Raw genomic sequence first — 13438 nt, 5'->3', positions numbered from 1 at the left:
GACCCGGAATCCAGAGGTGTGACGCGAGATTCTCAGATGCGCAATTGCGCATCATAGTTCACGGTTCGCGTACCTCGGAATGACGGTCAGTGCCTGACCCCGAAAATCTGCCGCGCTTCCGCGGGGCTCGCGATCTCACGGCCGGCGCGGCGCGCGCAGGCGGCGAGGCCTTCGACGAGCTGCCCGTTCGACGTCACCTTGGTGCCGTCGCCGAGATAGAACGTATCCTCAAGCCCGCTGCGCAGATGGCCGCCGAGATCGGCGGCGCGCTGGTGCAGCGGCCAGATCTCGGCGCGGCCGATCGCGGTGACCTGCCAATGCGCCTCCGGCGCCTTCAGCTTCAACAGGATGGGCAACAGCTCCGGATCGGCGGGCATGCCCGAGGCGACGCCCATGACGAAGTTGTATTCGAGCGGCCCGGAATACATCCCGGTCTGCCGGTACATCCCGACGCAGCGCACGATGCCGACATCGAAGCACTCGAATTCGGGAATGGTGCCGGCCGCCTTCATCACGTCGAGATAGTCCTGCACCTTCTCGACGGCGTTATCGAACATCATGGGCGGCCAGGCCCAGGTGTTGTCGGCCTTCACCTTGAGATAATTCAGCGAGCCGGCATTGCAGGCGGCGATCTCGGGCCGCGTCTCGCGCACGCAATCGAGCGCGCCCTGGTAGTTCGGGCCCGAGGTGCCGGTGGTGTGGTTGATGATCACGCCGGGACAAGCCTCGCGGATCGCCTGCTGGATCTCCTTGCTGACGCCGACTTCCCAAGACGGCAGATGGCCCTTGTTCGGCTCTTGCTGGCGTAGGTGGATGTGCATGATGCTGGCGCCCGCGTTGAACGCGGCCCTGGCCTCGCGCGCCATCTCTTCCGGCGTCACCGGAACGTTGTGCTGCTTCGGGTCGGTAAGCACGCCGTTCAGCGCGCAGGTGATGACGGCCTTGTCGCTCATGGGTCTCTTGTCCGCTTTGCGGCGCACATGCGCTGCTGATCGCCCCATGATGAGAACTTTGTCGTCGCGTCATCTTGCGTTGACTGGCTAAGTGGATGCGCTCACGACGCAATCCGTCGCCAGCCGGTTAACACAAGACGCGACGCCCGCATCACGCCTAACCTTGCCGCCAAGCAGAAGCGGCGCAACAAGCCGGCATCACGGGGAGAACGTCATGGTCTCGATCAACCGGCGCACATGGCTTACGGGCGCGGCAGGCGCGGGATTTGCCGCGGCCGCGGGTCTTAAGCCTTCGCTAGCCGACGACACGCCAGGCGTCACCGCGACCGAGATCAGGATCGGCAGCACCACCTCCCTGAGCGGCCCGGTATCCGCGCTCGGCGTGCAGGCGCGCTGCCAGGAAGCCTATTTCAAGATGCTGAACGAGCAGGGCGGCATCGCCGGCCGGCAGATCAAATACATCTACTACGACGACGCGTTCAATCCGGCGAAGACGGTCGAGCAGGTACGCCGTCTGATCGAAAGCGACAATGTCGCCTTCCTGTTCAACATGCTCGGTACCGCGCCGAACTCGTCGGTCGTCAAATACATCAACGCCGCCAAGGTGCCGCACCTGTTCCTGTCGGTGAACGGCGACAAATGGGGCGACTACAAGACCTATCCCTGGACCATGGGCTTTGCACCGAGCGCGCGGACCGAGGCGCAGGTGTTCGTCAAATACGCGCTGAGCCAGAACAAGAACGCGAAGTTCGCGGTGCTCTACCAGAACGACGACCTCGGCAAGGATTTCGTCGCTGGGGCCAAGGACGTGCTCGGCGAGCGGTTCGCGACCGCAGCCGTGGTGGCCTCGCACGAGGTCACCGATCCCACGATCGATTCCCAGATCGTTGCGCTCCGCGGCGCCAATCCCGATGTGCTGATCTCGGGCACCACGGCAAAGTTCTGCGCGCAGTCGATCCGCAAGATCTATGAGCTCGGCTGGAAGCCGATGCACTTCATCGCCAGCGGCGCCGCCTCGATCTCCTCGACCATTGCGCCTGTCGGCCTCGACAAGTCGCAGGGCACGATCTCGTCGGCCTATGTCAAGGACGTCGCCGATCCGGCCTGGGCCAATGATCCCGGCGTGAAGAACTTCCTCGCCTTCATGGAGAAATACTTCCCCGACGGCAATCCGAAAGAGGGCTACAACCTCTACGCCTACACGGTGGCGCAGGTGCTGAAAATCGTGCTCGAGCAATGCAAGGGCAATTTCAGCCGCGACAACATCATGGCGCAGGCCAACAACCTGAAAGACATCGAGGTCCCGACGCTGCTGCCCGGCATCCGCGTCAACACCAGCCCGACCAATCATCACCCGCTGCAGCAGCTTCAGCTGCAACGGATCGAAGGGCCCGGCTGGCTGCGGTTCGGCGAGGTGATCCAGGGCGCGAATCTGTAGCGGAGGAGAATCCCAGGTGTCGTCCCTGCGAAAGCCGGGACCCATAACCACAGCCGATTATTGTTTCAAAAGGTCTCTGCCAGCCCACGCCATCGATAGATCACGCGGTATGGGTCCCGGCTTTCGCCGGGACGACAGTCTACGTCAGCGCGCGTTCGTTCGCGGCCTGTCCGGTGCGATAGATCGCAAGATCCCGCGAGCCGGAGAAGATCGCGCGCGGCTTCAAGCCATAGAAGCGACGAATCGAGTGGCTGAAATGCGTCGAGTCGGGATAGCCGATATCCTGCGCGAGATGCGCGAGGTTGATGTCCTGGTTGGCGAAGTGCAGCAGATGCCGCGCGCGCTTCCAGGCGCGGAAGGAGCGGAACGAGATCCCGGTCTCCTCCTTGAACAGATGCAGGAAGCGCGAGGGCGATAGCCCGGCCTCGGCGGCGCAGCCCGCCGCCGTCACCGGCTCGCCGGAGAACTGCCCAATGCGGCCGATCGCGCGCACGACACGCGGATCGAGCACGCGCTGCGGCAGCGCGTCGCCGAAGCACATGGTGTCGAACTCGGCATTCGCAATCGCATCGCGATGCTGCATCTCGGCAAGCGTCGCATAGGCGTTGCGAATCCGGTTCGCGAACAGATGAGAGTCCGGTCCTTGCAAACGGCGGGCGACCGCCTCAAGCGTGCCGTCGGGCACGCTTTCCGGCTCGATCGCGACGCAGATCGCCGAGCGATATTCGCTGGTGATGGTGTGGCGCACGTTCGGCATCGTCACCGCGAGCTCGCCATGCGACTCGCGGCCTTCGCTGGTCGACAGGTGCAGCCCGTCGCGGATCGCGACATAGACATGGAATGCGCCGGGACAGCGCTCGCGCGGGCGTCCGAGCAGCCCGGCATAGAACACCCGTTCCGGCGTAATCAGCATCCGGTGACCGGATTGCTGGCTGGAGCTCTGGCACTTCGTGTCCACGATCGCGTCCATGGCGGTTCCTCCTCGCGCGGCTCTTTGGGCCGCTGCGGCGGAGCTACCATAACGCAAATTCGCAAGCTGTCACCGATGTGCTGGATCAATTCCGGGACACATTGCCTTCGGCGAGATCAGAGCCGCGCCCGCGGCGCAACGTTCTGTTCCTGCCCGGCTTTTTGCTCCGCCGCCACCGCGCGCTTGTAGCCGTCGCGCTGCTGCAGCCGCGCCCAATAGGCCGCGACATTCGGCCCGAAATCCTTGGCGAGGCCGATATTGCTGGCAAGCCGCAGCGCATAACCGTTCGTAATGTCGGCCGCCGTGAAGCGTTCCGCGCAGAGGAATTCCGACTTCGCGGCGGCAGCTTCCACTGCACGCAGGCGGCCCAGGAACCATTTTGCATAGTCACCCGAGACCTGCGGATTGCGCCGCTCCTCCGGCTCGAGCTGGCTGTAGCGGAGCACCAGCGTCTGCGGAAAGGTCAGCGTCGCGTCGGAAAAATACATCCAGTTCAGGAACGCGCCATAAGCCGGCTCGTCGACGCCGACGATCAGCGGCGTCGGACCGTATTTGGTGCCGAGGTAATGGCAGATGCCGGAGGACTCGGTCATCCTGGTCTCGCCATCGATCATGAACGGGATGGTGCCGAGCGGATTGATCCCGAGATATTCCTTGGCGAACACCCGCGGCGGGAACGGCAGCATCTTCAGCTCATAGGCAAGCCCAAGCTCCTCCAGCATCCACAGCGGACGGAACGAGCGCGCGGCATCGCAGTGATAGAGCGTGATCATCAGGCGTTTCCCTTTTGCTTCAGGCCAGGCAGCGTGCCCATCATCTTGCACAATACCATGAGCATCACCTCGTCGGCGCCGCCGCCGATCGAGGTCAGGCGGCTGTCGCGATAGGCGCGGCTGACCGGCGTCTCGTTGGTGAAACCCATGCCGCCCCAATATTGCAGGCAGGCATCGGTGAGCTCGCGGCCGAGCCGGCCGGCCTTCAATTTCGCCATGGTCGCGAGCCGGGTCACGTCCTCGCCGGCCACCAGCGCCTCGCCGGCACGATAGATCAGCGAGCGCAGCAGCTCGACCTCGGTCTGCATCTCCGCGAGCTTGAAGTGCACCACCTGGTTGTCGAGGATCGAGCCGCCGAACGCCTTGCGGTTGCGCGTGTAGTCGATGGTCTCGTTGATGATGAATTCATGCGCCTTCAGGCAGGCCGCTGCGCCCCACAGCCGTTCCTCCTGGAACTGGATCATCTGGTAGGTGAAGCCCTGGCCCTCCTCGCCGATCCGGTTGCGCTTCGGCACCCGGACATTGTCGAAGAAGATCTGTGCAGTGTCGGAGGAGCGCATGCCGAGCTTGTCGAGCTTGCGCGCGACCTGCACCCCCTTGGTCTTCATCGGTACGCAGATCAGCGACTTGTTGCGGTGGACCTGACCGTCGCTGGTGTTGGCGAGCAGGCAGATCCAGTCGGCCTGGGTGCCGTTGGTGATCCACATCTTGCCGCCATTGATAACGTAGTCGTCGCCGTCGGAGCGGGCACTGGTCTTGATCGAGGCGACGTCGGAGCCGGCGCCGGGCTCGGAGACACCGATGCACGCGACCTGATCGCCTGATATCGCGGGCACCAGGAATTCGCGCCGTACCTCGTCGGAGCCGAACCGCGCCAGCGCGGGCGTCGCCATATCGGTCTGCACCCCGATCGCCATCGGCACGCCGCCGCAGGTGATCGCCCCTAACTCCTCGGCCATCATCAGCGCGTAGGAATAATCCAGCCCCTGACCGCCGAACTCGACCGGCTTGTTGAGGCCGAGGAAGCCGAGATCGCCGAGCTTCTTGAACAGCTCATGCGCCGGGAAGATGTCGGCCTTCTCCCATTCGTCGACATGAGGGTTGATCTCGGCCGCGATGAACTTCTGTAGAGCGCGGCGCGGTTCGTCGTGGTCGGCGGTGAAGAGCATGTTCTCGAACTATCCTTTGTCATTCCACGGCGATGCGAAGCATCGAACCCGGAATCCTTATCCATCATCTCGAGATTCCGGGTTCGCGCTACGCGCGCCCCGGAATGACTTTTCCATCTCACCTCCCCCTGAAAGGAGGAGGTCGGCACGCTCGGCAACGCCGAGCGGGCCGGGTGGGGGTCAAACTGGCAGTCGGACTCGCGGCGTGACCCCCACCCTGCCCTCCCCCCTTCAGGGGGAAGGTGCGTACCGCGGCTCACTAATTCACAATCCCATCTGCCGGCTCGCGAGATCCTTCATGATCTCCTCGGTGCCGCCGCCGATGGCGTTGACCTTGACCTCGCGGTAGATGCGCTCGACCTTGATGCCGCGCATGAAGCCGGCGCCGCCGAAGATCTGCACCGCCTCGGAGGCGCAATGCGCCATGGTCTGCGTCGCCTGGTTCTTCATCATACAGATCTCGGCGACCGGGCTTTCGCCCTGGCCGAGCCGCCACGCCAGCATCTCCAGCATCGCCTGCGAGGCCGCGACCTTCTGCGCCATGTCGACGATCTTGTGCCTGATCACCTGGTGCTGGGCGATCGGCTTGCCGAACGTCTTGCGCTCCTTGGCATAGGCGACCGCCTCGTCGAGGCAGACGCGCGCATAGGCGGTGCAGCTCGCCGCCATGCCCATGCGCTCGCTGTTGAAGTTCTGCATGATGATCTTGAAGCCCTGGCCTTCCTCGCCGATCAGGTTCTCGACCGGCACCCGGCATTCGTCGAAATGAAGTGTCGCGGTATCCGACGCCCACCAGCCCATCTTCTTCAGCTTGGTGCGGGACAGGCCCGGCGTGCTGCCTTCGATCAGCAGCAGGCTGACGCCGCCGGGGCCCTCGCCGCCGGTGCGCACCGCGACCGTCAGATAGTCGGCCCGCATGCCCGAGGTGATGAAGGTCTTCTCGCCGGAGACGACGTAATGATCGCCGTCGCGCCGCGCCTTGGTGCGCAGGTTCGCGACGTCGGAGCCGCCGCTCGGCTCGGTGATCGCGAGCGCGGAGATCTTCTTGCCGGCGAGCACCTCCGGCAGCACCCGTGCCTTGACCTCGGGCCGCGCGGCGCGCGCGATCGGCGGCGAGCCGATGGTGTGGCTCATCAGGCTCGAGGAGACGCCGCCGGCGCCGGCCCGCGCCAGCTCCTGCGAGGCCACGATCTTCATGAACTGGTCGGCGGCGATGCCGCCATATTCTTCCGGGAAGCCAAGGCCGAGCAGCCCGATCGCGGATGCCTTGGCATAGAGCTCGCGCGGAAACTCGCCGTCTTCGTCCCATTGATGGGCATAAGGCTCGATTTCCCTGGCAACAAAGCGCCGCATCACCTCGCGAAAGGCCTCATGCTCGCCGGTGTAGAACGGGTTTGCCATCCGCGTGCTCCGTTGATTCTTTCCTCCGACGATGTCCGGATTTCTCCCGGTTCACTTGCGTCGAGTGGCTGCCATCGGTGCCGGCGCCCGGTCCGACGATTTGCCAGCCACTAAACGCAAGACAGTATCCTAATACGCCGCCTCCACTGCCATTTCATGGCATCAATTGAGCCAGGAACAGGCGGCGCAAGACTGCCGTTCCGGAGGAGGGAAATTTGCCGGTTCGTTATTACGACTGGATCGCGCATCATCGCCGGCGCACGCCGGACAAGATGGCGCTTGTCGATCTCGCCAGCGATCGCCGCTTCAGCTATGCGGAGCTTGACGCCCGCGTGTCGCGGCTCGCCGCCTGGCTGCGCGATGGGCTGAAGGTCGCCCGCGGCGACCGCGTCGCGGTGCTGGCACTGAACACGACTGATACGCTGGAGGTGCAGTTCGCCTGCTTCCGGATCGGCGCGATCTTCCTGCCGCTCAACACGCGCCTCACCGTTCCCGAGCTGCGCTACATCACCGGTGACGCCGCGCCGAAGGTGATGATCCACGACGACGACCTCGCCGAGACCGCGCTTGCGGTGGCAAAGCTCTGCAATGTCGTCGCGACCGTGAGGCTCGGCCCGGGCGGCGCCTATGAGGCCGGCATTGCGGCAGCCGCGCCGCTCGAGCGGTTCGAGGAGGTCATGCTCGATGACATCTCGACCATCATGTACACCTCGGGGACGACGGGCCAGCCCAAGGGCGCGATCATCACCCATGGGATGACGTTCTGGAATTGCGTCAATCTCGGCGGCCCCGCCTACATCTCGCCGGCCTCGGTGCTGCTGACGGTGCTGCCGCTGTTCCACACCGGCGGGCTGAATTGCTACACCAACCCGGTGCTGCACGCCGGCGGCACCGTGCTGATCATGCGCGCCTTCGATCCCGGCGAGGCACTGAAGCTGATCGGCGACCCGGCGCAAGGCATCAACGTATTCTTCGGCGTGCCCGCGATCTACCAGTTCATGGCGCAGCATCCTGCCTTCGCATCAGCGGATTTCAGCCGCCTCGTCATCGGCGGCGTCGGCGGCGCGCCGATGCCGGTGCCGTTGCTCAAGACCTGGGAGGCGCGCGGCGTGGCGCTGCAGCAGGGCTACGGCATGACCGAGACCTCGCCGGCGGTGATGGTGCTCGACCGCGAGGATGCCGCGCGCAAGGCCGGCTCCTCCGGCAAGCCGGTGCTGCACACCGAGGTCCGCATCGTGCGGCCCGACGGCAGCGACGCCGCGGTCGGCGAGCTCGGCGAACTCTGGGTCAAGGGTCCGAACATCACGCCGGGCTACTGGAACAGGCCGGACGCCAATGCCTCCTCCTTCACCGACGGCTGGCTGCACACCGGCGACGCCACGCGGATCGACGAGGAAGGCTTCTACTACATCGTCGACCGCTGGAAGGACATGTACATCTCGGGCGGCGAGAACGTCTATCCGGCCGAGGTCGAGAGCGTGCTGCATCAACTGGCGGCCGTCGCCGAGGCCGCCGTGATCGGCATCCCCGACGAGCAATGGGGCGAAGTCGGCATGGCGATCATTGCCGTAAAGCCAAGCCATTCGCTGACCCCGGCCGAGGTCTACGCGCATTGTCAGGCCAATCTGGCGCGGTTCAAATGCCCGCGCCTGATCGAATTCATCGAGGTCCTGCCGCGGAACGCGACAGGCAAAATTCATAAGCCGACGCTCCGGCAACAATTCAGCCGGCCGAAGCCAACCGATACCGCGGCGTGAGTCAAACGCGCGCCGCGCGTTCCGGAATTCGCCGCGACAAGGATTCCCCCGTTGCCGTCTGCCGGGACCGGCTGCGGGTTCGTTGCGTAAGTCCCCAACCAAAATCAATCGAGGAAATTTCCTTTATGAAAACAACAACACTGTCGCTGCTGGCGGCCGCCACGGCGCTCTGCCTGCTCTCCACCCAGGCCGCCTTTGCACAAAAGAAGTATGATACCGGCGCCTCCGACACCGAGATCAAGATCGGCAATGTCGAGGCCTATAGCGGTCCCGCCTCCGCCTACGGCGTCATCGGCAAGACCGAAGAAGCCTATTTCAAGATGATCAACGACCAGGGCGGCATCAACGGCCGCAAGATCAACTGGATCTCCTATGACGACGGCTACTCGCCGCCGAAGACCGTGGAGCAGATCCGCAAGCTGATCGAGAGCGACGAAGTCTTCCTGGTGTTCAACGCGCTGGGCACGCCGACCCAGACCGCGGTGCAGAAGTATCACAATGCCAAGAAGGTGCCGCAGCTGTTCCTCGCCACCGGCGCCAGCAAGTGGAACGATCCGAAGGATTTCCCGTGGACCATGGGTTTCCAGCCGAGTTATCGCGTCGAGGCGCGGATCTTCGGCAAGTACATCCTGAAGGCCAAGCCGGATGCCAAGGTCGCGATCTTCTATGCCAATGACGATTTCGGCAAGGACTACCTGGTCGGCTTGAAGGAGATCCTCGACAAGTCGAGCGTCAAGATCGTCGCCGAAGAGAGCTACGAGACCACCGAGCCGTCGATCGATTCCCACATCGTCAAGCTGAAGGACACCGGCGCCGACGTGTTCGTCAACATCTCGACGCCGAAATTCGCGGCGCAGGCGATCAAGAAGATCGCCGAGCTCAACTGGAAGCCGATGCAGGTGATGACCGACGTCTCGATCTCGATCGGCGCGGTCATGAAGCCTGCCGGGCTCGAGGCCTCGGAAGGCGTGCTGTCGGCCGGCTATCTGAAGGACGCGTCCGATCCGCAATGGAAGAATGACGAGGGCATGAAGAAGTTCATGGCCTTCGCCGAGAAGTACATGCCGGGCGCCAACCTCGCCGACGCCAATCTGGTCTATGGCTACGCCGCGGCACAGACCATGGTGCAGGTGCTGAAGCAGGCCGGCGACAACCTGACGCGTGAGAACGTGATGAAGCAGGCCGCCAGCCTGAAGGATTTTGCGCCCGACACGCTGATCCCCGGCATCCGGATCAACACCAGCGCGACCGACTTCGCGCCGGTCGAGCAGCTCAAGATGATGCAGTTCAAGAACGGACAGTGGGAGCTGTTCGGCGACATCATCAGCGCCGAGACCGGCGGCTAGCGCCCGCCGCTCCACGAGCAACAATATCGCGAAGCCGCCCGTCCGGGCGGCTTCGTCGTTTCGGCGAGCACTCTCACCGTCACCCCGAGGAGCCGCGAAGCGGCGTCTCGAAGGGTCGACGGCCCGGCCGGTGGCCGTGCATCCTTCGAGGCTCGCCCAGCGGCGCAATTGCGCCGCAAGGCTCGCACCTCAGGATGACGGAGCTAACTCTGCCGTTGTTAGCCCGGCAGGAAAATCGCGAACGGCTCGTCGATGGTGCGGCGCAGATGCTCGCGATAGGCGGCGTAGTTCGCGTCATCGGCCGACACCCGGCCGAGGCTCGGCTTCGGCACGTTCTTCACCGGCAGGAACGCGATCGGCGCGGCGACCGGCGTCAGCAGCGAGCCGCGGCCGGCGAGCAGCGTCGTGATGATGCCGTACATCTCGCCGGAATTGCGCGGGCGCGAGACCGTAATCACGCGATGCTGGCCGTGCCTGTTGGTGACCAGGTAGACGAAGCCGGATTCATTGGGCACCGCGACTTCGCCGTACTGCGTATAGTCGGCGTCCTGCCGCTCGCCTTCGCGGAAGCCGAGCGATGAGGACGCCTCGTCCCAGGTAATCTCCGTCCGATAGGCATAGAGCGCGCCCTGCTCGCCGAACGACGGACGCACCGTGATGTAGGTCCCTTCGATCCGCGCCACCGCGCGGCGGGAATAGGATCCGAGGCTGTCGGGCGCGATCCCGCCAATGGCGGGTGCGGCCACCGTGATCGTCTCCGGCAGCTTGCGCAAGGACACACCCAGCGCCTGCTCCAGCCGCACCGTGGTCGCCAGCGTGAACGGGCGGCGGCCGCCGAGCACTTTTTCCAGCGTCGAAAGGCTCAGCTTCGCCTGCTCGGCCAGCGCCTGCCGCGAGATTCGGCGGCGCGCGATTTCCTCGCGGATGGTCTCCGCGACCTGCCGGCTCTGCTCGGCGGACAGCTGCTTGTCAGGCGTCGGCATCCAGATTCCTGCCCGGTTCCCCTTGATTCCGCGCAGTCTAGCAGACCGCACAACCCATCACAAAACCGCACAAACCCGCCGCAGGCGGCGGCGGGCCGCGCCGGACCGCGGCCAATCAATGCCGATCATTCTGCTCGCGCCACAACCGCCGTTCTCCATGATCGCGAGGCAGCGAAAGTCTCGCTCGGGAGTGACGAAAATGACGATTTACGATGCATGTAAGAGCAGCCCGCAGATCCGCCTGTCGCGCAGGATGCGCATTGCGCTGTTCTTCCTGGTGGAAGGTGTGGCCGCGCTGGTGATCGGCTTTGCGGCCTTGTTCGTGAGCTTCGATCCGGTGTGGTCGGCCGAACTGCCGCAACAGGCGGTGCTGCGGCCATCAGATGCGCGTTCCGGCTCGCTGCTGTTCAAGACCGACGATGGCTACAGGGATGCACTCAGGCTCGGCGTCGATGTCGACCTCACCGTGTCGGGCCCGACCGTCCGCGCCCGCGTCACGCAGATCTTCCGCAACCCGACCAAGGACTGGGTGGAGGCGACCTATGTCTATCCGCTGCCGGCGGGCGGCGCGGTCGACACGCTGAAGATGGTGGTCGGCGACCGCGTCGTGCTCGGCGACATCAAGGAGCGGCAGCAGGCTCGCGCCATCTATGAGCAGGCCAAGCAGAATGGCCAGAAGGCCGCGCTGACCGAGCAGGGGCGGCCAAACATCTTCACCAACTCCGTTGCCAATATCGGCCCCGGCGAAACCGTGCTGGTGCAGATCGAGTATCAGGAGCCGGTGCAGCAGAACGGCAACGAGTTCTCGCTGCGGGTGCCGATGGTGATCGGCCCGCGCTACAATCCGCGCCCGGTGGTGCAGAGCGTCGACCTTCGCGCCGATGGCAACGGCTGGGGCGCCACGTCAACCGATCCCGTGCCGGACCGCGACCGCATTGCGAGCGAAGTGCTCGATCCGGCGGAGAATGCGCCGGTCAATCCGACCAACATCACCGTGCACCTGAACGCCGGCTTCCCGCTCGGCGAGGTGAAGAGCCATTTCCACCAGGTCAGGATCGAGAGTCCCGACAGAACCACGCGCATCGTCAAGCTCGCCGAAGGCCCGGTGCCGGCCGATCGTGATTTCGAGCTGACGTGGAAGCCGGCCGCCGAGAAGGCGCCGTCGGTCGGGCTATTCCGCGAGCATGTCGGCAATTCCGACTATCTGCTCGCCTTCGTTACCCCGCCGTCGGTCGAGCAGGCGCAACAGAAGCCGTTGCCGCGCGAAGTGATCTTCGTGATCGACAATTCCGGCTCGATGGGCGGCACCTCGATCATCCAGGCCAAGGCGAGCCTGACTTACGCGCTCGGTCGCCTGCAGCCGGCCGATCGCTTCAACGTGATCCGCTTCGACGACACCATGGACACGCTATTCCCGTCGCCGGTCGCGGCAAACAGCGCCAATATCGGCAATGCGACGGCGTTCGTCAGCGCGCTGCAGGCCCGCGGCGGCACCGAGATGGTGCCGGCGATGCGCGCGGCGCTGTCCGACACCAACCATGACGACGCCAATTACGTCCGCCAGGTCGTGTTCCTGACCGACGGCGCGGTCGGCAACGAGCAGCAATTGTTCGAGACCATCAGCGCGCTGCGCGGCCGCTCGCGGGTATTCATGGTCGGCATCGGCTCGGCGCCGAACACCTATCTGATGACGCGCGCCGCCGAGCTCGGCCGCGGCACCTTCACCCATATCGGCTCGGTGGAGCAGGTCGACGAGCGCATGCGCGGCCTGTTCGCCAAGCTGGAGAACCCGGCGGTAACGAACCTCTCGGCGAAATTCTCCGAGGCGACGGCCGACCTGACGCCGTCGGCACTGCCCGACGTCTATCGCGACGAGCCGCTGGTGCTGGCCACCAAGCTCGACAAGCTGGCCGGCTCGGTCGAGATCAAGGGCCGCATCGGCGACCGTCCGTGGAGCGTGACGCTGCCGCTCGCGAATGCCGCTGAAGGCAAGGGCCTGTCGAAACTGTGGGCGCGCCGCAAGATCGCCGATGCCGAGGTCGCACGCACCACGCGACAGGAGAGCCCCGAGGAAGCCGACAAGACCATCCTCGCGCTGGCGCTGGAGCATCAGCTCGTCACGCGGCTGACCAGCCTTGTCGCGGTCGACAAGACGCCGAGCCGCCCCGAAGGCGAGCCGCTGAAGTTGAGCGAACTCCCGCTCAACCTGCCCGCTGGCTGGGATTTCGCGAAGCTGTTCGGCGAGCGTCCGAATCTGCCCGCCGTCCCGGGCGAGCGGCGCGCCGACGGCGGCGACGGCAAGGTGCAGCTCGCTGCGCTGAAGCGGTCACCGGTCGCGACGCAAGCTCCCGGCACGATCCAGCTGCCGAAGACCGCGACCGATGCGGAGCTGAAGATGATCGCGGGCGTGATCCTGCTCACGGTCAGCCTTCTCCTCCTGGTGTTCAACCGGCGTCAGACGTCGCCCCAATGACGTCGGATGAAAGGAGGAGGTGCCCCCCAACCTCCTCCTTCAAGAGCGCGCGCGGCCTTCCACCCGTCCCCCAAGGGCCGCGCGCGCAGCTTCTCCCACCCGAGGAAGGCATCGCGCGAATTTCCAACCCTCACCCTGAGGAGCACGCGAAGCGGGCGTCTCGAAGGGCGAGGCC

At 64.9% G+C, this 13438-nt stretch carries 10 protein-coding genes; 4 read left to right on the top strand and 6 right to left on the bottom strand.

What is annotated here, in order from left to right:
- Positions 1-86: 86 nt before the first annotated feature.
- Entirely contained in the window at positions 87-953 is an 867-nt protein-coding gene (locus IF803_RS16415; protein ID WP_461192790.1) for a beta-keto acid cleavage family enzyme, read from the bottom strand.
- Positions 954-1167: 214 nt separating this feature from the next.
- Here IF803_RS16415 and IF803_RS16410 point away from each other — a divergent pair, with 214 nt between their 5' ends.
- Positions 1168-2391, top strand: a complete 1224-nt coding sequence (locus IF803_RS16410; protein ID WP_461192789.1) for an ABC transporter substrate-binding protein — start codon at positions 1168-1170, stop codon at positions 2389-2391.
- A 139-nt stretch (positions 2392-2530) separates the two neighbouring features.
- Here IF803_RS16410 and IF803_RS16405 read toward each other — a convergent pair whose 3' ends face one another.
- From IF803_RS16405 to IF803_RS16390, 4 genes are all read right to left on the bottom strand, one after another.
- Entirely contained in the window at positions 2531-3361 is an 831-nt protein-coding gene (locus tag IF803_RS16405; RefSeq protein WP_461192788.1) for a helix-turn-helix domain-containing protein, read from the bottom strand.
- A gap of 116 nt (positions 3362-3477) precedes the next feature.
- A complete protein-coding gene (locus IF803_RS16400; RefSeq protein ID WP_411783876.1) occupies positions 3478-4134 on the bottom strand; it encodes a glutathione S-transferase family protein in 657 nt (218 codons plus the stop codon).
- Complete coding sequence (locus IF803_RS16395; RefSeq protein ID WP_461192787.1) at positions 4134-5303, bottom strand: acyl-CoA dehydrogenase family protein; 1170 nt, start codon at positions 5301-5303, stop codon at positions 4134-4136. The genes IF803_RS16400 and IF803_RS16395 overlap by 1 nt, the downstream gene beginning before the upstream one ends.
- Positions 5304-5567: 264 nt before the next feature.
- Complete coding sequence (locus tag IF803_RS16390) at positions 5568-6704, bottom strand: acyl-CoA dehydrogenase family protein (RefSeq protein WP_304498279.1); 1137 nt, start codon at positions 6702-6704, stop codon at positions 5568-5570.
- A gap of 215 nt (positions 6705-6919) precedes the next feature.
- On the opposite strand from IF803_RS16390, the gene IF803_RS16385 reads away from it, so the two are divergent.
- On the top strand, positions 6920-8461 hold the full coding sequence (locus IF803_RS16385) for an acyl-CoA synthetase (protein WP_461192786.1): 1542 nt from the start codon (positions 6920-6922) through the stop codon (positions 8459-8461).
- Between the two features lie 125 nt (positions 8462-8586).
- The gene (locus IF803_RS16380; RefSeq protein WP_028341508.1) at positions 8587-9807 is read left to right on the top strand and encodes an ABC transporter substrate-binding protein; all 1221 of its coding nucleotides are present in this window, start codon (positions 8587-8589) and stop codon (positions 9805-9807) included.
- A gap of 218 nt (positions 9808-10025) precedes the next feature.
- On the opposite strand, the gene IF803_RS16375 is transcribed toward IF803_RS16380, so the two are convergent.
- Positions 10026-10790 (bottom strand): helix-turn-helix domain-containing protein, encoded by a 765-nt coding sequence (locus IF803_RS16375; RefSeq protein ID WP_304498277.1) that lies wholly within the window; start codon positions 10788-10790, stop codon positions 10026-10028.
- Positions 10791-11043: 253 nt separating this feature from the next.
- On the opposite strand from IF803_RS16375, the gene IF803_RS16370 reads away from it, so the two are divergent.
- A complete protein-coding gene (locus tag IF803_RS16370; protein ID WP_461192809.1) occupies positions 11044-13263 on the top strand; it encodes a marine proteobacterial sortase target protein in 2220 nt (739 codons plus the stop codon).
- Positions 13264-13438: the final 175 nt, after the last annotated feature.

The organism is Bradyrhizobium sp. UFLA06-06 (assembly GCF_054820065.1).
Note: the sequence above shows the minus strand (reverse complement) of the source record. Positions and strands in the feature narration are given on the sequence as shown.